General features: G+C 38.0%; 15 protein-coding genes and 1 tRNA gene. 12 read left to right on the top strand and 4 right to left on the bottom strand.

All coding sequences use genetic code 11. The features are described from left to right. Positions 1 to 511: 511 nt before the first annotated feature. On the bottom strand, positions 512 to 1,270 hold the full coding sequence (locus tag NBX03_RS01720) for a GntR family transcriptional regulator (protein WP_250229060.1): 759 nt from the start codon (positions 1,268 to 1,270) through the stop codon (positions 512 to 514). Positions 1,271 to 2,035: 765 nt separating this feature from the next. Here NBX03_RS01720 and NBX03_RS01725 point away from each other — a divergent pair. From NBX03_RS01725 to erm, 3 genes are all read left to right on the top strand, one after another. Further along, positions 2,036 to 2,446 carry a PTS sugar transporter subunit IIA gene (locus NBX03_RS01725; RefSeq protein WP_250229061.1) on the top strand — a complete coding sequence of 137 codons (411 nt, stop codon included), beginning with the start codon at positions 2,036 to 2,038 and terminating at the stop codon, positions 2,444 to 2,446. 25 nt (positions 2,447 to 2,471) lie between these two features. After that, positions 2,472 to 3,140, top strand: coding sequence for an HAD family hydrolase (locus tag NBX03_RS01730; protein WP_250229062.1), 669 nt, complete (start codon positions 2,472 to 2,474; stop codon positions 3,138 to 3,140). A gap of 392 nt (positions 3,141 to 3,532) precedes the next feature. After that, positions 3,533 to 4,327, top strand: coding sequence for a 23S ribosomal RNA methyltransferase Erm (erm, locus tag NBX03_RS01735; protein ID WP_250229063.1), 795 nt, complete (start codon positions 3,533 to 3,535; stop codon positions 4,325 to 4,327). A 968-nt stretch (positions 4,328 to 5,295) separates the two neighbouring features. On the opposite strand, the gene NBX03_RS01740 is transcribed toward erm, so the two are convergent. The 3 genes from NBX03_RS01740 to NBX03_RS01750 form a co-directional block, all read right to left on the bottom strand. Continuing rightward, a complete protein-coding gene (locus NBX03_RS01740) occupies positions 5,296 to 6,624 on the bottom strand; it encodes an APC family permease (protein WP_250229064.1) in 1,329 nt (442 codons plus the stop codon). A 365-nt stretch (positions 6,625 to 6,989) separates the two neighbouring features. Then, positions 6,990 to 7,283, bottom strand: a complete 294-nt coding sequence (locus NBX03_RS01745; protein WP_323373248.1) for a hypothetical protein — start codon at positions 7,281 to 7,283, stop codon at positions 6,990 to 6,992. Positions 7,284 to 7,462: 179 nt separating this feature from the next. Further along, positions 7,463 to 7,546: transfer RNA gene (locus NBX03_RS01750), tRNA-Leu, on the bottom strand. 497 nt (positions 7,547 to 8,043) lie between these two features. Here NBX03_RS01750 and secA point away from each other — a divergent pair. From secA to NBX03_RS01795, 9 genes are all read left to right on the top strand, one after another. After that, positions 8,044 to 10,593 (top strand): preprotein translocase subunit SecA, encoded by a 2,550-nt coding sequence (secA, locus tag NBX03_RS01755; RefSeq protein WP_250229065.1) that lies wholly within the window; start codon positions 8,044 to 8,046, stop codon positions 10,591 to 10,593. 13 nt (positions 10,594 to 10,606) lie between these two features. After that, positions 10,607 to 11,720 (top strand): peptide chain release factor 2 gene (gene prfB / locus NBX03_RS01760; protein ID WP_250229066.1). Its coding sequence is split into 2 segments (ribosomal slippage): positions 10,607 to 10,681 and positions 10,683 to 11,720, totalling 1,113 coding nucleotides; the frame shifts between segments, so codons are not numbered across the junction. Between the two features lie 412 nt (positions 11,721 to 12,132). Next, on the top strand, positions 12,133 to 13,086 hold the full coding sequence (locus tag NBX03_RS01765) for an RluA family pseudouridine synthase (protein WP_250229067.1): 954 nt from the start codon (positions 12,133 to 12,135) through the stop codon (positions 13,084 to 13,086). A gap of 156 nt (positions 13,087 to 13,242) precedes the next feature. Next, on the top strand, positions 13,243 to 13,983 hold the full coding sequence (locus tag NBX03_RS01770; protein WP_250229068.1) for a nucleotidyltransferase family protein: 741 nt from the start codon (positions 13,243 to 13,245) through the stop codon (positions 13,981 to 13,983). Positions 13,984 to 14,450: 467 nt separating this feature from the next. Then, positions 14,451 to 15,458 (top strand): tRNA epoxyqueuosine(34) reductase QueG, encoded by a 1,008-nt coding sequence (gene queG / locus NBX03_RS01775; protein WP_250229069.1) that lies wholly within the window; start codon positions 14,451 to 14,453, stop codon positions 15,456 to 15,458. A gap of 52 nt (positions 15,459 to 15,510) precedes the next feature. Then, positions 15,511 to 16,767, top strand: coding sequence for a hemolysin family protein (locus tag NBX03_RS01780; RefSeq protein ID WP_250229070.1), 1,257 nt, complete (start codon positions 15,511 to 15,513; stop codon positions 16,765 to 16,767). Positions 16,768 to 17,058: 291 nt separating this feature from the next. After that, positions 17,059 to 17,598, top strand: a complete 540-nt coding sequence (locus tag NBX03_RS01785; RefSeq protein ID WP_250229071.1) for a GNAT family N-acetyltransferase — start codon at positions 17,059 to 17,061, stop codon at positions 17,596 to 17,598. A 1,012-nt stretch (positions 17,599 to 18,610) separates the two neighbouring features. Beyond that, a complete protein-coding gene (locus NBX03_RS01790) occupies positions 18,611 to 19,366 on the top strand; it encodes a copper homeostasis protein CutC (protein ID WP_250229072.1) in 756 nt (251 codons plus the stop codon). Between the two features lie 20 nt (positions 19,367 to 19,386). Continuing rightward, positions 19,387 to 21,912, top strand: coding sequence for a transglutaminase-like domain-containing protein (locus NBX03_RS01795; protein WP_250229073.1), 2,526 nt, complete (start codon positions 19,387 to 19,389; stop codon positions 21,910 to 21,912). Positions 21,913 to 21,915: the final 3 nt, after the last annotated feature.

Here is a 21,915-nt window from a genome sequence, read left to right on the forward strand (position 1 = left end):
AAAGTTAGAAGTTTTCCCTATTAATGCATTAAATATATAAGGGTTGTTAGGCACCGCCTAACAACCCTTAACATTCAAATCTATCGATAAAAGAAAAAAATTCTTTACTGGTTTTTAAAGAGCAATCAATACATCCAGCCTGTACAGCATTAGCTGAAAGTAAAACTATAAGTACAGTGATACTATTCATATGAAATAATGTGTTTTAATAAATCCTTTTTATATTCAGTAAATTTAAAAAGCTTGTTCAGTATAGGAGTTTTTAAAGAACCTTCAATATAACTAGAGTGTGCTTGAAAAGTCCAACCCTGCCATAAAAGAAGTGTGACTTCTTCATGAAAATACTGGGAATATGCCGTGCAGTTTTGACCTAAAACGTCAAAACCTTGCCTCAATATTTTCGCATTGCACAAAAATATAAAGGTATGATATTCTGCGTTTTTCTCTTCGAATTCGCATTTTCTTGCAAAATATCCACAGGTTGACTATTTTCTGACATTGCCTAAAAATTTTAATCTAATTCTTGCTTTTCGAGTTGTATCTGCTCATCGTCCATTTTTTTGATTTCCAAAGTATTCGTTATGGAATACAGGTTTCCGATAAAATAATGATTTGTATACTCAAATAATAAATCACCTGTATGCCAAAACAAACTGTACTTAAGCAAAGCAATGTCATCGCATTCAAGCCATTTTTTTTGTTCGGCTGTCGGCAGTGTGGCTGAGAATTCAGAGGATAAAAAGCTTCGGGTGATATTTTTACTTTGAAGATATTCATTGAGAGAGCCTTCAAGGGCCTTTACATTTATTTCAGGGACTACTTTAGCCGAAAGATAAGTATATGATAAGGCAAAAGGCTTCCCGTCGCCGTACCTAAGCCTTATAAAGTAATGGATATAGTCCCCGTCTTCAAGCTCCATCATTTTAGCCAGAGACGGGTGTTCGCAGGCGCGGATTACCCTGTATTCAATGACTTTTATACTGGGAACCATACCAAAATTAATAATATCTTGAGTAAGACTTTTCGTATGGTCACTGGCCATTTTTTTATGGCGCTCATGACTAACAAAGGAGCCTTTTCTTGGGGTGCGGGTGATGTATTTCTTTTCCCGAAGCCTTGTAAGGGCCTTATTAACGGTCATTCTGCTGGTGTTAAAGAGTTTGCAAAGCTCATCTTCCGAGGGTATTTTATACCCATGGTCAAATTCCTTATTTTCAATCTTATCAATAAAGTATGCTTCAATTTCCAAATACTTTGGTATATCTTTCATATGATTCTCCCTGAATATAAATATATATTATTTGTTCTCCTCTAGATATATCATAAGTGTAATTATTATTTATGCAGTTCTCTCCAAGAAATGTATTTGTGTTATGCCATAAGTATACTTTTACTCATACATTTTCCTTCGGGAAATGTATTCGTGAATCAAATCAAGCTTTGCTTGACTATCTTTATATTGTATACATAGTATAATTTTACTCATACATTTCTCTTCGTGAAATGTATTCGTGAATCAAATCAAGCTTTGCTTGATTATCTTTATATTGTATACATAGTATAATTTTACTCATACATTTCTCTTCGTGAAATGTATTCGTGAATCAAATCAAGCTGTGCTTGATTATCTTTATATTGTATACAAAAGTATAATTTTACTCATACATTTCTCTTCGTGAAATGTATTCGTGAATCAAATCAAGCTGTGCTTGATTATCTTTATATTGTATACAAAAGTATAATTTTACTCATACATTTCTCTTCGTGAAATGTATTCGTGAATCAAATCAAGCTGTGCTTGATTTGATTCATATTATATCAGAACTTTGGGAAATAACAAACTATATAATTAATAAATATAAAATTTTGTCAAGTAATTAATGGATATTGCTTTATCGAGAAATACTGCCGATTGGAGAAGACAGAGCATTTCTTTTGAATTATATGGCTTGCCTTAAATAGTATATACAAATATAATTCAGATGTGTTATAATATATAAAATTAATATGCAAAAATAGGAAAGGAAGTCTGACAATGAACAGAATTATTCTTGCCTCCCACAGTAATCTTGCAAAGGGAATGTATGATTCTCTTAAGTTTTTCAATAACGACATAGAAGATTCGGTTTCATACATATGCGCTTATGAAGACGGGCTTAATTTTGAAAATACCTTAAGAGAAACCCTTGATCATATCGATGGAGAAAATATCCTTGTATTTACAGATATTATAGGCGGAAGCATTAATCAAACTGCCGTTAAGTTTTTGAAGTCATACCCGATTCATGTCATTTCCGGCATGAACCTTCCCATGCTTCTGTCGGTGGTTTTTGCGCCGGAGGAGATTAATGATAAAAATATCGATGCATATATAACTCAGGGGAAAGACCAGATTGTTTATATGAATCCGTATATGGCGGATTTAGATGAGGCTCATGATGATTAAATAATGGTATAAGGAGCATTGCTTTATGAATTTAAAAGCTGTTTTATTCGATATGGATGGTTTGCTGCTGGATACAGAAAGGCTGCAAATGGATTGCTGGAAAAAGACCGTTGAAGCTCATAATCTTGATTTTGACCCCAATATTATGCTTAAGGCCATAGGCGGCTCAAACGGAGAATTCACCCGGTTTATTCGTGAGCAATACGGGGAAGATTTTTCTTTAAAGGATTTTTTTCATAAAAAGAATGTAATCTTAGATGACCATATTCAAAAACACGGCGTGCCTGTTAAAAAAGGCGCTTTGGAATTGCTTGATTTTTTAGATGAAAATAATATAAAGAAATATATCGTAACCTCAACTTATGAAGAAAGGGCTCATATTTTTTTAAACAGCGCTTCCATAATCCACAGGTTTGAAAAAATTATCACAGGCTCCCCGGATACCCCGTCAAAGCCGGACCCCTACCTTTATAACCGCTGTATAGAAGTATCCGGCCTTCATAAAGAAAACTGCATCGCCCTTGAAGATTCCATTAACGGAATAACTGCATGCCATGCGGCAAAGTTAAATGTTATAGGCGTCCCTGATTTGCTTGATTTAAGCCAAGTCCGATCCCCCTATTTAATAGGAATAAAAAATGATTTGCTTGAAATAATGTACTGGCTGGAAGATGAAATAAAGATGGTATCATAATGTTTATCTTAATAAAAATAATCTTAAAATCATAGAACATTTCAATAAATATTCTTTTACAGATAGCAAAGGCCTTTTATCTTTTATCTGCGACTTATTAGTTTTTACAGATAAAGGCCTTTAAATTATAATCCTACTGTGAAGCATTTCTATAAATATTGCGTAAACGTATAAAAGCATTTATCTGAAGTAATATCATAATAAACTTGACAAAATAAAGCCTAATTGTATAATAGTAAATATAATTTACTTTTGGAGGATTCATACATCTATGTGTTGTTTTATTCGCATTCGTAAATAAGGTGTACAGAATAAGGAAAGTATAGCATATACTACCTTTATTTTTGTATACCTTTTTTCGACCCGAATAAAATCGAAGAGGTGTATTTTTTATGTCCAAAAATAAAAATAACAGGCAAAATCCGCCTGTTTGGGTATCTCAGAATTTTTTAACAAGCCACAAAACCATTCAAAGGCTGCTTTCGAAAACAACGATTTCCCATAAAGACCATCTAATTGAAATAGGCCCCGGAAAGGGCCATACAACAAGTCATCTTATTGAACTATGTAAAAAGGTAACGGCTGTTGAAATAGACAGGAAGCTATATGAAAGGCTTCTTGAAAAGTTCAGAAACACTAAAAACTTAACCTTATATAATCATGATTTTCTTCAATGGAATCTGCCTTCTGCCGGAGGGTATAAAGTTTTTTCAAACATTCCCTTCTGTCATACAACGGCAATTATCCATAAGCTTACGGATAATAAAAACCCCCCGAAAGAAACATGGCTTATAATGGAAAAGGGCGCTGCCAAAAGATTTTCAGGGAAGCCTTGTGAAAGCCAAAAATCTCTTATGTTGAAGCCGTTTTTTGATATCGACATTATTTATCATTTTCTCCGCGACGATTTTCACCCTAAACCAGGGGTTGATGTTGTTATGATTTATTTAAAGAAAAAAGAGCGGCCGGATATCATGCCTGCCCAAAAGAAACTATATAAAAAATTTATTGAAAAAGCTTATGAAAATAAAGGCTCGGGTTTGCGCAGGCTCTTTACAAAAAAGCAATTAACACGGGCTTTTAAAGAAGCGGGGCTTAACGAATTTTATTCAGGTGAAATCCTCTATGTGCAGTGGCTTTGCCTTTTTCGATGCTATTGCAAATATGTTCTTTCCATTAGAGAATAATATTCTTTAAAAAATGCAAGGTTAAACTCCTTAAAGAGACTTGCCGGAAATTAAGGTTACACTTTCCTGAAAATTTAATCGTTAAGCTCTGATTAAAAAGCTGATGCCTCTGGGAAAATCCTCAGAAAGCATCAGCTTTTATCGGCATAATGAAAAATCAATCCTCATTTGTCAAATTATAAAATTCCTCATTAAATTGCATTCCTATTCTTTTAACTTCTCCCAATACCCGGTCAATCCCTTTTTCTGTATATAGTAAAATAGTTTAATTATAGTAACAAAAACCGTATATTTTGAGTGGCTTAATATAAGTGCTTCTATTATATTAGGCCGTTTATGAAAAATGGATTTTTGTTATTACCCTAGGGCGTGTCTGAAAACTCCAAACTCTAGGCTATTTTGCCATAAAACGTGACTTCCTCATCGGAAATACTCAAAATAGCACCGCTATTTCTGCGTTTTTCTTCTCAGAATTTTTGCTTCGCAAAAATCACGCTGCGCGTGACCGGACTTCTTTCCGGTTCCATTCGAATTCACATTTTCTTGCAAACAATACTTTTTCAGCTTGCAAGCTGAAAAATGTATCTCTGCTGTAAAATGATAAATAAACTTTAGTTTATTTATCATTCTTGTCGGTTTGACCGTTTTCAGACACTGCCTAAGGATATTTTACTATAAAATCAGTTATGAGCCGATATTTCTATCTCTTCCTTCATATATTTGACATAAAGAGTATTTCTTTACTTCAAATCCCCCTTGTTTTACCATAAAAAACAAAATATATCGACTTTTCCAGGAGCTGTTTGTTTTGAAAGTCAATGTTAAAGCTGCAAAAAAGACATTGTTTCCCTTGATGGAAAACAATGTCTTTTTAAAATTATTATATGATTTGTTTTTGAAAATTAAGCGTTAGATTTCTTTGCTGTGTATGCTTAATTCTATTTAAAACTGTCTTTTGATTTTTCAGTTTATTTATTATAGTAGCGCTTTACGAGCATATATACCGGCAGGCCCAATAAGGTGATGGCAATGCTGCCGATGGACAGAATCCTAGGGCCGCTTCCAGACAGGAACAGCTGGCTTGCCATTACATAGAGGCCGCTTAAAATGGCCAGAATAGGAATAACGGGATATAAAGGCACTTTGTACTTACGCGGAAGGTCTGGTTTTGTCCTGCGAAGCTTCATAACACAAGCGAAGGTTAAAGTATAGAAAATCCAGCAGGAGAAGACTGCAAGATCCGTCAGCATATCAAATTTGCCGCTTAAAGAATAAAGGCAGGCTAAAAATCCTACTAAGATAATAGAATTGGCAGGAACCTGATTTTTGTTCAGGCTGCTTAGGCGGCGGCTTGCAGGCAAAGTGTTCTGGCAGGCCAGCAAATAAGCCACCCGGGAACCGGACATCAGAAATCCGTTGGCAGCGCCGATAACGGAGATGATAATGCCGATTTTAATCAGCAAACCGCCTGTCGGCCCGAAAATCTCCATTGCCACGGCGGAAGCGGGAGACTCCAGATTCATCAGCTGGTCCGCCGGTATTACCCATAAATAGGCCATATTAATGATGAAATATACCGCCATGATAATAGAAACACCGCCGACGATTGCTCGGGGAAGGTCTCTACCGGGGTTTTTCATTTCGCCTGCGATAGTACCTACATTAGTCCAGCCCTCGAAGGCAAAAAGCACTGCCAGGAGCGTAGAGCCGAGAACGGCTGCCGAGTTTTTACCCTCTGCCACCATCGGGGTAAAGATAGGGTGATTTCCGCTGCCGAAAATAAAGCCAAAAATCATCAGCAGGAACAGCGGTATCAATTTGCATATGGTGGAAACTACTTGAATGCCGCCTGCGGTTTTAGAGCCTAATGCGTTCAAAGCCACTAAGGCGATGATTACTGCCATAGCTATGGGAAGAGCGTACTGCATGCCTAAGAAGGCACCCAGTTCTGAGCCGACCTTAACGCCGTACCCGGCCAGAAAGGCAGGATAGAAGATTACTGTCTGCATCCAGCCGGCCAAAAAACCGATTTTTTCATTATAGACCTCACCCAGATAAGCTACCATACCGCCGGTTTTTGGAATCAGAACCGCCACCTCCGCAAAGGTGAGCGCGGCCACGATGCTTGCAAAACCACCGACAATCCACGCCAGCATACCCATACCGGGAGCACCGCCTGTGGCCTGATAAATGGCATACGGCTTGAAAAATACGCCGGCGCCGATGACGCAGCCTACGACAATAGACATGGCCGTTGCAACGCCTAAATTCTTTTTAAGTCCTTGATTATTTTCCATGTAATTTCTTTTCTCCTTTGCTATCTGCAAAAAATATGTTTGTTTTCTTTAAACCGCCGATGAAATAATAGCGATTAAGCCTAAAGGATAGGCTGTACGTACTTTTTTTGTGACAATGGTGGAAAAGGATTTTTTGAAAATAAGCTGCTGAATATGTTTCTTTATGAATCTTAATTATAAATAGTTTTGCCAAATTCATATGCTTTTATCAGATAAATTGTCTTGGCAATCTGGGGCTTGCCGTTGGTATTGCTGCAGCCGCCTGTTTAGTACCATGCCCTTATTATGAAAGCCCGTAAGTTTGCCGGTTAGAACCATAATAAGAAACCATCTGTTCAAATGTATAGAAAAGTTGTCTGCCGCCGTTATAAGAAATAGACAGTCTTTAGCAGAAAATTTCCATAGGGGGTCCGAAGGCAGATAAGAATTCTCCAGGCGATACAGTAAAATTGCCCGATAAAAACCTTGATTCCGGCAGAAATTGTCCAGAAGTAAAGAAGAGAGGTACATACAATTAAATCGGCAGTTTTAATCTTCAGTGCAAAATCGTTGAAGCCGTTTTTTGCCATATTGCTAAGGATTGCTGCCCACCCTTTTACTTCGGCTATAAGTAAGGATGCAGGCGCACACTTAGGACCGGCTTTTTTCGTGCCTTCCATAAATGCTTTTGCAAACCGTGCTGTATTTCTATTGGATCGGCCGCCGCCTTGAATGATTAAAATATTCTTCCTGTGCTTACCTTTAAACCCTGTACTTCAATAAAGTTTAAATCATCATGCTCTTCATTATAACAAAAAAAGACATCGCTTTCTATAAAAAAGCCATGTCTTTTTCTTACTGCAGTAGACAGGACTTGAACCTGCACGAGTTTGACCTCACAAGATCCTTAGTCTTGCGCGTATGCCAATTCCGCCACTACTGCATATTTATTGTTGTTTGCTGCAACAAGATGTATTATAATATCTTTGTATGGGTTTGTCAATAAAAAAATTTAAAAAATTTGTTTGCGTATTGACTTTGATTTTGAAGAGAAAAGACCTCAATAAAAACGACATTTGTTTTAATAATTTTTATAAACAGGAGCGTCTATATTTACAATATCAAAGTTTAAAGACCTAAAGCCATAGCATATTTGCAATAAATGCCTTTCTAAGCATAATTTGGAAATAAGCCTTTCGATGAAGAGAAAAACAGTATTTTTTTACCGGTTTTATGCTTAATACTTGGAGAATAAATACATTAATCTAAGAGCCGTATTCTTTATAACATATGAAGAAAAAACTTGCATATGTTTAGCAAACTTGATAAACTATAATGACGTAAACTATGATAGGATAGAGGCAATTAATTTGCATCTTAAAATTAAAATTGCCATAAAAAACTAAAACAGAGTTATACAATATAGAGAGGTGTGCCTTAATGGGTATTATACAGAAAATATTTGGCTCCTATAGTGACAGGGAGATAAAAAGAATAAAGTCAACAGCCGAGAAGGTGGAGAAGCTGGAGCCTTCTATGGAGGCACTCTCCGACGACGAGCTTAGAGCAAAAACCGATGAGTTTAAATTAAGATTAAGCCAGGGAGAAACCCTTGATGACCTGCTTCCAGAGGCCTTTGCCGTTGTAAGAGAGGCTTCTAAAAGAGTTTTAGGCATGCGTCATTTCCATGTTCAGATTCTTGGCGGAATCATTCTCCATATGGGCAGGATTTCCGAGATGAAAACAGGAGAAGGAAAAACCCTTGTTTCTACTTTGCCTGCATATTTAAACGCCCTTGAAGGAAAGGGAGTTCATATTGTAACTGTAAATGATTACCTTGCAAAGCGTGACTCCGAGTGGATGGGGAAGGTTCATGAATTCTTGGGCCTTAAGGTTGGCGTTATCCTTCATGACCTTACCAATGAGGAAAGACGCGCGGCATACGGCTGCGACATCACCTACGCCACAAATAACGAGCTTGGCTTTGATTATTTGAGAGATAATATGGTTGTATTTGAAAAGGACCTTGTTCAGAGGGAACTTCATTACGCCATCATAGACGAGGTTGACTCGGTTTTGATAGATGAGGCGAGAACCCCGCTTATTATATCCGGCTCCAGCGGAAAAAGCACCCAGCTTTATAAAGTTGCCGATGCTTTTGTAAAGGGGCTTAAAAAGGGAAGAATATTAAACGAAGACGAGGCTTTAAACCCCATAACAAGAGCAGATATTCAGGAAGAAGGGGACTTCGTAGTCGATGAAAAGGGTAAAACCGTTACCCTTACCCAGGAAGGTATTGCAAAGGCAGAGCGTTACTTTGCCATAGAGAACCTTTCAGACCCTGAAAACCTTGAAATTCAGCATCATATCAATAATGGCTTAAAAGCCAATTACAATATGCACAGAGATAAGGATTACGTTGTTCAAGACGATGAAATCATTATCGTAGACGAATTTACAGGAAGGCTTATGCCGGGCAGGCGTTACTCCGACGGTCTTCATCAGGCAATCGAAGCCAAGGAAAACGTAAAGGTAAACAGAGAATCCAAAACCCTTGCAACCATTACCTTCCAGAATTTCTTCAACAAATATACGAAAAAATCCGGTATGACAGGTACCGCCATGACGGAGGAAGGCGAGTTCAGAGAAATCTACGGCATGGACGTTGTTGAAATCCCTACCAATATGCCTATGATAAGAAAAGACCTTTCCGACCTTGTATACGGTACAGAAAAGGCTAAATTCAGAGCCGTTGTAAAAGAGATTGCAGCAAGCTATGAAAAAGGCCAGCCTGTTTTGATCGGTACCATAACCATAGAGAAGTCCGAGGAATTATCCGACCTTTTGAAAAAAGAAGGCGTTCCCCATCAGGTTTTGAACGCTAAATACCATGAAAAGGAAGCGGAAATCGTAGCTCTTGCAGGACAGAAGAATGCCGTAACCATCGCCACCAACATGGCAGGCCGCGGTACTGACATTAAGCTTGGGGAAGGGGTTAAAGAGCTTGGCGGCCTTAAAATCATCGGTACGGAAAGGCATGAATCAAGACGTATCGATAATCAGCTCCGCGGCCGTTCCGGCCGTCAGGGAGACCCGGGAGAATCCAGGTTTTATATTTCTCTTGAAGACGATTTAATGCGGCTTTTCGGCTCCGATAAAATAAAGAACATGTTCTCTTATGCCATGGAAGAAGACGAGCCCATAGAGCACAATATTCTTTCAAAAGCCATTGAAAACGCCCAGAAAAAGGTGGAAGGAAATAACTTCTCCGTTCGTAAGCATTTGCTTGATTACGACCAGGTCATGAACGAGCAGAGAGAAATAATATACGGCGAAAGAAACAGGGTTTTAAGAGGCGAAGACTTAAAAGACCATATCATGAATATGCTGAAGTCCGTTATTGAAAGAACCGTCAATAAATATACAGAAGGCGAAGATAAATCCCACTGGGATATAAATGCCGCCAACGAGCAGCTTCTGCCTATATTTAAAAAACCTTTGATAGAAGCGGAGATTGACGATAAGGAAGCCCTTATTGAAAAGCTTTATAATGAAGCCGTTCGAATCTACGAAAAGAAAGAAACTGAAATCGGCAGCGAACAAATGAGAGAAGTGGAAAGAGTAATCCTTCTGCGTGTAATAGATCAGAAATGGACTGACCATATAGACGATATCGACCAGATGCGCCAGGGTATTACCTTAAGGGCCTATGCCCAGAGAGACCCTCTTCTGGAATATAAATTCGTAAGCTTTGATATGTTTGAGGAAATGTCCAATAACATTCAGCTGGATACCGTAAGAGGCTTATTCAATGTAAGAATAGCCGTACAGCCTGAAAGGGAGCAGGTGGCAAAGGAAACCTTTACCAATAAGGATGAAAGCGCCAAATCTGCACCGAAAAAGAGGGCAACCCAGAAAGTAGGAAGAAACGACCCCTGCCCATGCGGAAGCGGAAAGAAATATAAGCATTGCTGCGGGAAAAACCTATAGAACGGAGCTTTTTATGATAGAAATGGAACAAATACTTCAGGAGCTTATGCCCTATGAGAAGAATTTAAAGGAAATGGGGGCTTCACTTTGACTTGGAAGGCGCAAAGAAAAAATTAGCGTCTCTCGAGGAAAGGTCCATGGCTGCGGACTTTTGGACCAATAAAGAGGAGAACCAAAAAGTTTTACAGCAGATAAAATCTTTAAGAAATAAAATATCTGAGTTTGATGAGCTTGAAAGAGCGTATAACGATGTGCTTACCCTTGCCCAGCTTGTAAACGAGGAGGAGGATAAAAGCCTTTTGCCTGAGGTTACGAAGGTCTATAGGGATTTTACCGCCGAATATGAAAAATTAAGAATATCCTCCCTTTTAGACGGAGAATATGATTTTAATAATGCAATCTTAACCCTGCACGCAGGGGCCGGCGGAACGGAGGCCTGCGACTGGGTTGATATGCTTTTGAGAATGTATCTCAGGTGGGCTCAGGAACATGGCTATGCTACAGAGATTCTCGATAGCCTTCCCGGGGACGAGGCCGGAACAAAATCTGTAACCATTCAAATTATGGGAGATAACGCCTATGGCTATTTAAAAAGTGAAAAGGGCGTTCACAGGCTTGTGAGAATATCCCCTTTTGATTCATCGGGAAGAAGGCATACTTCTTTTGCCTCCTGCGACGTCATGCCGGAGATTGAAGAAGGGGACGATTTTGAAATCGATTCTGATGACCTCCGTATAGATACCTATCGCGCAAGCGGCGCCGGCGGACAGCATGTAAATAAAACCGAATCCGCTATACGGATTACCCATATCCCCACTAATATTGTAGTCCAGTGCCAAAACCAGAGAAGCCAGCATAAAAACAAGGAATACGCCATGAAAATACTAAAAGCACGGATTCTTGAACACAGGCTTTTGGAGCAGGCTTCTTTAAAGCAGAATTTAAGGGGCGAGGTAAAGGAAATTGGCTTTGGAAGCCAAATCCGTTCTTACGTCTTCCACCCTTATAGCCTTGTGAAGGACCACAGAACCAATACTGAAACGGGAAACACCCAAGCCGTTATGGACGGCGGCCTTGATTTATTTATCACGGCATATCTTAAATATATAAAAACCAAAGAAGAATAGATTAAAGAATAAGAATCATACGGACATGGCTTTTCATTGATAGTTAAGCGGGCATGCCAAGGGCTGTTTCCCTGTGCATGCCCTTTTATTAATATAAGAAGATGTGAACTTAGCGCATCGGGGCAGATGTGATTTATGATAAATTTAAAGTTATAGTAAAATAATTTGATTACAGTAACAAAAATCCTATATTTGAAGGGCTTAATATAAGCGTTTCTATTATATAAGCTGTCTATGAAAAATAGGCATTTGTTGCTACTTTAAAGTTATTTTACTATAAACAATAGCAAAGCCGCATATTCGCGCAGGTTTTTGCTGCTTCTTTATAATAAATTTACTTAAAGAACAGAGTGTACCGGGCTGAAATTTATGTAAATAATCTATGTTTTGTGAATCTAAGGACGGTTAAAACATGCGGGAACTAAAAATAAATTCCAAAGATGAAGGCCAAAGGCTTGATAAATTCCTTTTAAAATACCTTAATGCTTCTCAAAAAAGCTTTATATATAAAATGCTCCGAAAGAAAAACATAAAGCTGAACGGCAAAAAAGCGGAAGGAAGCGAAATCATTACAGAAGGCGATATGATAAGCCTTTTTCTTGGGGAAGATACCATCAATAAATTTATGACGGAAAAGGAAATTTCAGTTTCCGCGGGAGCTCTTGATATTATTTATGAAGATGATAATATCATTGCCGTCAATAAGCCCTGCGGCCTTTTGTCCCAGCCGGGAGAAGGAATAAAGGATTCCGTAAACAGCAGAATCCTCAATTACCTTCATGAAAAAGGGGCATTTGACACCTCGAAGGAAAGCACCTTTACCCCCGGCATCGTAAACCGCCTGGATAGAAACACCAGCGGCATTATACTCTGCGGAAAAAACCTAAAAGCGGCTCAAGAGCTTAATAAGCTGATTGCAGACGGGGGCATCGATAAGTATTATTTTGCCCTTATCCACGGAACTCTTAAAGAAAAGCTTTTTTTAAAAGGCTATCACGAAAAGGACATGCCTTCCAATAAAGTAAAGATAATTTTTGACGAAAAGTCCGGTACAAAGGAAGTCTTAACGGAAGTAGAGCCCCTTGAATACAATAATGGTATAAGCTATGTAAAAATAAAGCTCGTTACGGGGAAAACTCATCAAATACGGGCCCATCTGGAAGCTTCCGGCTATCCTGTATTAGGAGACAGAAAATATTCAGGCGGCTTTCAGGATTACGAAATAAAAAATCAAATGCTCCACGCCGGAGAAATTATTTTTAATTCCTCGGAAGGGGAATTAGGCTATCTTTCGGGAACTTCAATGAAAGCCCCTGCCCCTAAAGAGTTTCTAAGGATATACAATAAATACTTTAAAAAAGCTTAATTACTTTATTTTTGTATATACTAAAACAAAGAAATAAATGCTACAAAAAACGTATGTTTCGTTTCCTGCAGCTGCTTGCTTTAGTTTTACCCTATATTATTATATTTTTAAAATACATTCTTTAAAATAAAAATCCTTATTCAAGGGAGGTTTCTTATGAAGGCTATTATTCTTGCGGCAGGGTATGCCACGAGGCTTTATCCTCTTACCCTTAATATGCCCAAGGCGCTTTTGCCGATAAACGGCAAGCCGATACTGGATTATATCGTTGATGAAATTAACACCATAAAAGCAATTGATGAAATTTATCTCGTAAGCAACCATAAATATGCTGAAAATTTCTTTCAATGGGCGGAAGATAGGAATTCCCCTAATATTACCGTTCTTGACGACGGCACTTTAAGCGACGAAGATAAAAAAGGCGCCATCGGAGACATAAAATTCGTTATTGATGAAAAAAATATAGATGACGATGTATTGATTATCGCAAGCGATACATTCTTCACCTATAAATTAATCGATTTTTATAATTATTATAAAGAAATAGATAAAGACTGCGTGTGTGCAGAGGAAGTTGAAAGCATAGAGGATTTGCGAAGGTTTGCCGTTGCAATTCTTAATGAAGATAAAAAAATCATGAAGCTTATTGAAAAACCTGCAGAGCCTCCTTCAAACATAGGGGTATATGCCACTTATATCTATAAGAAGGAAACGGTTCCTCTTTTTGATTTATATCTTAAGGAAGGCAATAAGCCGGACGCTCCGGGATTTTTCCTTCAGTGGCTCCATAATAAAAAAGACGTTTACGCCTATATTTTTGATGGACGCTGCTTTGATATTGGGACCCCGGAAGCCTATGAAAAGGTTCAAAAGGATTTTTCAGAAGAAAATAAGTAGTCTGTTTTAATTTGAACAGGGGCTGAAAAGAGGCTAAAACATGCCCTTTACAGTCCCTTTGGTTTTGATGAAAAGCCATGAGCTTAGGAAGGATAGCTAATTTAAAGTTAAGAAGCAGCAAAGCCGCGTATTCACAAAAGCTTAAAAATGCATCGTTTCCGAAGGAAATATTTAGCTTGAGACAGTTATACTCAAATAAAAGTAAATTCACTATAAAATAAGAGAAAAGCAAATTGACAAGGATACTATTTCATTTCTAATTAAGCATAACGGTTTGGCATACTGGATAATTTAAATTTCATTATATAAATTTTTTGCAGCATTTATTACTTATTTTACTGTAAATAGGTTTCGATACCTCTTTACAAAAAGTTTACTATATAAAATAAGGAAAAAAGCCGAAAAACAAAGAAAGGGATTTATATTATGAAGCTTTGGTATATCCCACTGTCGAAGGAAGAGCGTATATGGAGAATTTAGTTTATCAATATGCAAAAGATCATGAGCTTGTAGCAGGCATTTGCGATGCTAAGAGACTTGTTCCCCCTGTGGATATTGGAAAGATTGCAACCCCATTTACGGAATCTAATAAAGAGATGCGTCTTGACCCTTTGCGTATCATGCCCTCGGCAAAATCAATTATTGTAATCGGCATGGGATATAATAAAAAAGATAATTTTAGGCATGATAATGAAATAAGAGGAATAATATCAAAAGGGGCAATCGGCCTTGATTATCATAAAAGGCTGAAAGAGCATCTTTTAGCTATAGGAAATCTCATAGAAAATGCCGGCGGAAGCTATGAAATATTCGTAGATACAGGGCCTCTTATTGAAAGGGAGCTTGCAAAGAAAGCAGGCATAGGCTTTCAAGGGAAAAACTGCCTTATCATAAACGAAAAGCTGGGCTCATTTTTTTATATCGGCCATATGCTCACTGATATAGGGCTGAAGTTTTCAAAGCCCGTCAATACAGAAGATATCCTATGCAATACCTGTGACAGGTGTATCAAAGCCTGCCCGGGGAAGGCTCTTTCGGAAGGATATAAATTTTCCTATGAAACTTGTGTTTCCTACCTTACCCAAAAGAAAGAAAAACTCACGGAAAAGGAAATGGAAATTATGGGCCGTTCCATCTATGGCTGCGATATCTGCCAGAATGTCTGCCCTTATAATAAGGGCAAATACGCGGAAGAAATCAAAGACATTGATTTAAGGTTTCCAAGGATAGAAAACTTTATCGGCCTTAACAATAAAGAATTTAAAGAAACCTACGGCAATACTTCTGCCTTCTGGAGAGGAAGAAGCATTCTCACAAGAAATGCTTTGATCGCCGCGGGAAATTCAGGGGACGAAAAAGCTTTGGAATTTTTAGAAAATATGCTTAAAAGCCCCTCTGAAAACGCAAGATATGCAGCGCAATACAGTATAAATAAACTGAAATTGAAATATCTTCCTTTAAATAATTGTAAATGAGATATATCTCTGCTATAATTTTCTAAAGTTTAATAAAATAGGGAGTGATTTTGTGCCTGATGGTCCTGAGCCCCTAAGTTCGGCTCACATGTTTATTTTTATTCTATGCCTTTTACTGTCAATGTTTATTTCGTCTTCGGAGTTTTCTCTTACGACCCTCAGTAAAATAAGGCTAAGAGAGATGGTTGCAGAAAATGTAAAGAATGCTTCTTTAGTGGAAAAGCTTTTGAATAACACCCATAAGCTTACTTTAAGCCTTCGGGTAGGCAGCAATTTAGCCAAATTCGGTGCTATGGCCATAGCACTTAAAGCCGCCGTGAATTTAATAGAAAACGATAATACGGCAATGGCTCTTGCGGCAGTTATTCTTTCCTTTTTTCTGCTGATTTTCTGTGAAATCATCCCTAAAAGCCTTTCCAGTCAAAATTCTGATAAAATGTCTTTAAAGGTTGCAAAGCCTGTAAACTTCATGGTTATTCTCCTTACGCCAATCGTTGCTTTTATCAATGTGATTTCCGGATTTTTCATAAAGCTTCTCGGCGGAAACAAAAATAAGCCTCTTCCGGCCATAACGGAAGCGGAAATCATGACCATGATTAATATGGGGCAGCAGGAGGGTATTTTAGAGATAAATGAACAGCAGATGATAAGCAATGTCTTTAGCTTCGGCGATTATAAAGCCAAGGACGTTATGGTTCCAAGGCCGGATATTACAGCCATAGAAATCGGAACGCCTTATGAAGAAATCGTCGAGCTTTTCAAAGAGGAAGGCTATTCAAGGCTTCCCGTTTATGAAGATACCCCTGATACAATCATAGGCATACTTTATCTAAAAGACATAGCCTTTTTGCAAAAAGAGGAATTTGACCTGAAAAAATGCATGCGTGAGCCTTTTTATACTTATGAGCTTAAACCCACATTAGAACTTTTTGCCACTATGAAGGAAAAGGGCATTTCCATGGCCATCGTCCTTGATGAATACGGCGGAACAGCGGGATTAGTTACCATAGAGGACTTTATCGAGGAAATCGTCGGCGACATTTCCGACGAATATGACGACATTGAAAATGAAATCGAAGTTGTCAAAGAAGATGAATATATCGTAGACGGCAGCACAAGGCTGGATACTGTAAATGAAATGCTTGGCATACGTCTTGAAAGCGAAGATTTTGACTCCGTAGGCGGCTATGTCATGGGCATATTAGGCCGTATTCCTGAAGAAGGGGACGAAGTCGAGCAGGATAATATTCGTTTTAAAGTGGAATCTCTCGATAAAAACAGAATTGAAAAAATAAGAATCTTTACTTAAAATTTTATCCCTTTAACCATAGTTAAAGGGATTTGTAATATTAAAACATAAGGAGGTTACGGTAATGTATCGCTCAAGGTATCCCTGTTAGAATTTATACGCAGTTAAGTTTAAAACTATCTCGGCAGCATTTGAAATAGTTTTAGATTTAGCGGCCCGTGATATAGCAAGCAAACTTTTATCAGGTTCTTTCTGTAAGCCCGGCTTATGTTTACAGACGATAAAGAGCCCACGCGGACCTCCGAGGATTTTTAATTATGACTATAATTAAAAATCAAGGAGTAATTTTATATGAAAATAGTAAATATGAATAAAATTTCTAAAGAACAAATAAACCAGGCGGCCCGGATTCTTACAGAGAGCATTCCAGAAGGCTGGCCGGATTTTCAAAGCGCTATGAAAGAAATTCAGGAGCGGCTGGTTCCGGAAAATACCATTCTTGTTGCCATAGAAAATGATGAAGTAATCGGCTGGGGCGGCATGCTGAAGCCGGTTTATAATGGCAATGTTTTTGAGCTTCACCCTCTTGCCGTAAGAAAGGATATGCGAAGAAAGGGCGTAGGCCGTGCAATCGTTAAAGCGCTTGAAGATGCGGCCAGAGATAAAGGCGGCTTAATTATTTATGTTGGAGCCGATGATGAAAGAGAAGGCGGTGAAACTTCTCTTGCTTATGCAGATTTATTCCATAATCTTCCTGAGAAATTAGCGGAATTTAAACCGGGAACCCATCAAACGGGATTTTATATGAAGCTCGGATATAAAATCATAGGTGTTATGCCCGACGCCAATGGCATTGGAAAGCCGGATATTTTTTTGGCTAAGCGGCTGTAAATTTTTGGCTCAATCAGATATATAGTAAAATAAACTTTTGTCACTACTTTAAGGCTATTTTACTATAATATTTTATTTTCAGCTTAAAGCTGGATTTTAATCATGTTTTATTGGCTTTAAACCTATAAGCAGGGAAAAGATTTCTCTTTTTCCTGCTTATTTCTGTTAATTTACTATATATTTTCTGTAGATTTTTAATAATTGCAGTATATTTTGAAGCCTTTAGGTTCATGAAATGCCCTTTTTGACAATTGACTTATATAAAATTAAATTGTATATTAATTACGAGCTATTATGGATTATAGTAAAATAATTTAATTATAGTAACAAAACCGTATATTTTGAATGGCTTATGGTAAATTTGATTTTCTTCCGCAGTAAGAAACGGACTCCAAGAAGGCATAAAATCAAGGAAAAGCAAATTTACAACGCTGCTGTTTTACTTTTATTTGAGTATGATATAAGCGTTTCTATTATATTAAAGCCGTTTATGAAAAATAGGCTTTTGTTACTGCCTTAAAGCTATTTTACTGCATTTAAAATACCGGCGGCATATTTCTGCTGCGGCTATAGTTTCTCTTAATATTAAAAAGGCTGATATAAAGGTTTTACATCAATTATAGTAAAATAATTTGGTAGCAAAGGCTTGGTTAAAAAGGATATTCCCTTTATCGCTAATAAAAGAGATTGTTAATTTTAAGTGAGCGGAGTATAAATCAAAGCTTTGTTACGCTATATTTGTTTTACCATACTTTAGCAGGCGGAAAGAGAAGTTTGTTTCCGGCGGCAATTTTATTTATAGGGATTAGGAATGCTCTGAAAAAAGGCGTTTGTAAAGGGCTTTTTTTCTGTGCATTTGTTGCCGAGGCAAAGGTACTTTATTGAGGAGCAGGGCGGCTGTGATTTAAAGATGTCCTGCAAATTTAGGGTGTACCGGGTTAGGCTTTATGTAAATAAATCTATATTTTGTTGTTTTCCTGTTATTGGCCATATATTGAAAAAAGGAGAAAATATGAGACGTATTTTAGAAATATGTGCAGACAGCTTTGAATCAGCCAAAGCGGCTGAATTAGGGGGAGCGGACAGGCTGGAGCTTTGCGGAAGCCTTTTAATCGGTGGTGTAAGCCCTTCTATAGAGCTTTTTAATCTTATAAAAAGAAATATCGATATAAAAATAAATGTACTGATCAGACCGAGATTCGGTGACTTTTTATACACGCCTTACGAATTTGAAATAATAAAGAATGAGGTTCGGCTTTTTAAAGAAAAAGGCGCCGACGGAATCGTTATAGGAATGCTCATGCCCGACGGAAACCTTGACGTAAAGAGGCTTAAAGAGCTTAAAGATATTGCAGGCCATATGCATATAACATTACATAGGGCCTTCGACTTATGTTCCGACCCTTTCAGGGCATTGAAAGAAGCAAAAGATTTAGGCTTTTCTTCTATACTTACATCAGGCCAGAAAAATAAAGCCATTGACGGCATGGCGCTTATCAATCAGCTTCAGGAGGAAGAAAAGGATATTGAAATCATGGCAGGAAGCGGCATGGGCGAGGCTTCCGTTAAGACATTTCTTGAAAACACCTGTATCAATGCCTTTCATATGTCCGGAAAAAAAACACTGGATAGTGCCATGGTTTACAGGAAGGACGGGGTAAATATGGGCCTTCCTTTAATGAGTGAATATGAGCTGTGGCAGACGGATACAGCGGAAGTTCAAAAGGTAAGGGCGCTTATAGACGGATTCAATCCAAAAGGACGATAAATTTATCAGGAGGACTTAATATGCTTGAGACAGATTTAAAAGAACAAATTGATTTGCTCTTTGAGGAAAGCCTGAAAAATTTTACGCCTTTGGCAGATGAAATATTAAACAAGCTTTCCGGCCTTTCAGAAGATGAAAAATATCTTATGAAATATATTTACGGTAATCTTCCCATCTCGGATATAGGAGATTACGGCTTTGAAACCTATTTAAGCTTTGTAAAGCATTCAATTTTTGTAAGGGAAAACACCCCATGGGGAAAATCCGTTCCCATGGAGCTTTTTTTGACAGATGTTCTTTTCCCGAGAATCAACAATGAAAAAATAGAAGACCATAGGAAAGCCCTTTACGATATTTTTTATAAATATGTAAAAGACATGAAGGATATGTATCAGGCCGTGGCAGAGATTAATTACGCAAGCCTTGAATACGGAACTTATAGGCTTCCCAGCAGAAGAACGGCTTCTCCTATGACATTTTTAAAAAGAACTTTCGGCCGATGCGGAGAAGAATCTACTTTTTTAACTGCCGTTTTAAGAAGCATCGGCATTCCCGCAAGGCAAATTTATACCCCAAGATGGCCCCACTGTGATGACTGTCACGCATGGGTTGAAGCATGGTGTGACGGAAGCTGGCATTATCTCGGCGCCTGTGAGCCGGAACCGTTTCTTGATAAGGGCTGGTTTGATGCGGCTTCTGCAAGAAGCATGCTGCTTCATTGCAGAGTATTTAATAATACTAAAAATTATCCTGATAAAATAACAAAAGAAGGCCCTGTAACTACTTTAAGCAGAACAGAAGCTTATGCAAAAACCGCAAGGCTTCATATTAAGGTCGTAAACGAAAAGAAAGAGCCGGTAAAAGGCGCTCTTATTTCCTTCCAGCTTATTAATTATGCCCAGTTTTCTTCTATAAGCGATATTTATACCGACGAAAAGGGTGAAGCATCGATTGTTACAGGCCTTGGCAGTTTAAATATCCATGTATCCAAAGACGGATATTTTACTGAAAAGCTTATCAATACCAATATAGAAAATGAAATAGTAATAGACTTTTCCAAGGCGAGCGACAGCCCTGCAGAGTCTGTTACAGACTTTGATATGGTTGCCCCTCCCGATGCCGGAAATATCAGGAAGTCTCTTTCCAAGGAAGAACTTGCCGCCCATAAGGAGAAGTTTAAAAGGGCGGCGGAAATAAGAGACAAAAGAGAAAGAGAAAGCATCGCCTTAGTTTCGGAATATACCAACGACAAAAGCTTCATAGACGAAAAAGAACTTTCAACTATTTTAGAGGATGCAAAGCTTAACGGCAAAGAAGCTCTTAAATTTTTAAATGAGGCTGAAAATGGATATTCTTATCTTCTTCTTAAGGCCCTTGACCCAAAGGACCTTGCGGATATGGACGCCGAAGTCCTTAAAGAGCATGTAGAACTCAGCCTTCCTTATAAAGATGAATACGAAAAAGACATCTTTGTTAAATATGTGCTTAACCCCAGAATAAGCTTTGAAGAAATCACCCCCTTCCGTTCCTTTATCCATAAGTTTTTTACGGAAGAAGAAAGAGCAAATTACAGAAATCATCCTGCCCTTCTTTGGGTATATATTGCCGATCATATAAAAACAATAGAAGAAAAGAACTTTTCTGATATCTGCGCGTCCCCCGAAACAATGCTTAAATTAAAAGAGGGGAACAAAAGAAGCAGAGATATCCTATTTGTTGCTGTATTAAGAAGTATAGGCATTGCCGCAAGGCTTAATCCTATTACTAAAAATCCTGAATATTTAAAAGACGGGGAATTTGTATCGCCTGTAGAGGAATTAAATCTTTGGGGAAGGCTTGAGATAGACGCTGATAGAAATGAAGAATTTACCTACGGAACCAATTGGACCATAGGCAGGCTGGAAAATGGCGATTATAAAACATATAATGTCAGCGTAAAGCCTTGGGAGCTTTCGGAAATAAAGCTTCCGGCAGGGTATTACAGGATTATAACCGCAAACAGGCTTCCAAACGGCAATACCCTGAATAAAAGGTATGATTTCAAGCTTTCTGAAGGCGAAAAGAAATCTATTTCTATAGAGCTTCGGCATTTTGATTTAAACCAGATGCTTCTCAATATAAAGCTTAATGATTTTAAGCTTTCTAAGGATAATTCCGATGTGTTTATTTCAAGCCTTACGGGTAAAGAAAAGAGCCTTGTTCTCTGGCTCTCGGCAGGCGAAGAGCCGACAGAGCATATTTTAAACGAAATGGCAGACAGCGCTGGGAATTTTAATAAGCTTGATTTAAATATTATTTTTATAGCAAAAGATGAAAAAGAATTTGAAAACAAGAATATTAAACGGGTAATGAGTCTTATTCCTAAAATTGTGCTTTGCATAGACAGGGATTTTTATATGCAGGAGCCTATAGCAAGAAATCTTTATGTTGATCCGGGGAAACTTCCCCTTGTTATGGTCACTGAAAAGGGGCTGAAAGCAATCTATGCTTTCAGCGGATACAATGTAGGAATGGCAGATTTGGTGGCGAAGATTGTGAAAAATTAGTTA

The organism is Anaeropeptidivorans aminofermentans (assembly GCF_940670685.1).
Taxonomy (GTDB): domain Bacteria; phylum Bacillota; class Clostridia; order Lachnospirales; family UBA5962; genus Anaeropeptidivorans; species Anaeropeptidivorans aminofermentans.

Bases quoted from the DNA above. Each gene is read 5' to 3' on its own strand.
- NBX03_RS01730 (WP_250229062.1), top strand. From the start codon at position 2,472: ATGAATTTAAAAGCTGTTTTATTCGATATGGATGGTTTGCTGCTGGAT.
- NBX03_RS01740 (WP_250229064.1), bottom strand. From the start codon at position 6,624: ATGGAAAATAATCAAGGACTTAAAAAGAATTTAGGCGTTGCAACGGCC.
- NBX03_RS01790 (WP_250229072.1), top strand. From the start codon at position 18,611: ATGAGACGTATTTTAGAAATATGTGCAGACAGCTTTGAATCAGCCAAA.
- NBX03_RS01770 (WP_250229068.1), top strand. From the start codon at position 13,243: ATGAAGGCTATTATTCTTGCGGCAGGGTATGCCACGAGGCTTTATCCT.
- NBX03_RS01795 (WP_250229073.1), top strand. From the start codon at position 19,387: ATGCTTGAGACAGATTTAAAAGAACAAATTGATTTGCTCTTTGAGGAA.
- NBX03_RS01765 (WP_250229067.1), top strand. From the start codon at position 12,133: ATGCGGGAACTAAAAATAAATTCCAAAGATGAAGGCCAAAGGCTTGAT.
- NBX03_RS01720 (WP_250229060.1), bottom strand. From the start codon at position 1,270: ATGAAAGATATACCAAAGTATTTGGAAATTGAAGCATACTTTATTGAT.
- NBX03_RS01745 (WP_323373248.1), bottom strand. From the start codon at position 7,283: ATGGAAGGCACGAAAAAAGCCGGTCCTAAGTGTGCGCCTGCATCCTTA.
- erm (WP_250229063.1), top strand. From the start codon at position 3,533: ATGTCCAAAAATAAAAATAACAGGCAAAATCCGCCTGTTTGGGTATCT.
- secA (WP_250229065.1), top strand. From the start codon at position 8,044: ATGGGTATTATACAGAAAATATTTGGCTCCTATAGTGACAGGGAGATA.
- queG (WP_250229069.1), top strand. From the start codon at position 14,451: ATGGAGAATTTAGTTTATCAATATGCAAAAGATCATGAGCTTGTAGCA.
- NBX03_RS01725 (WP_250229061.1), top strand. From the start codon at position 2,036: ATGAACAGAATTATTCTTGCCTCCCACAGTAATCTTGCAAAGGGAATG.
- NBX03_RS01785 (WP_250229071.1), top strand. From the start codon at position 17,059: ATGAAAATAGTAAATATGAATAAAATTTCTAAAGAACAAATAAACCAG.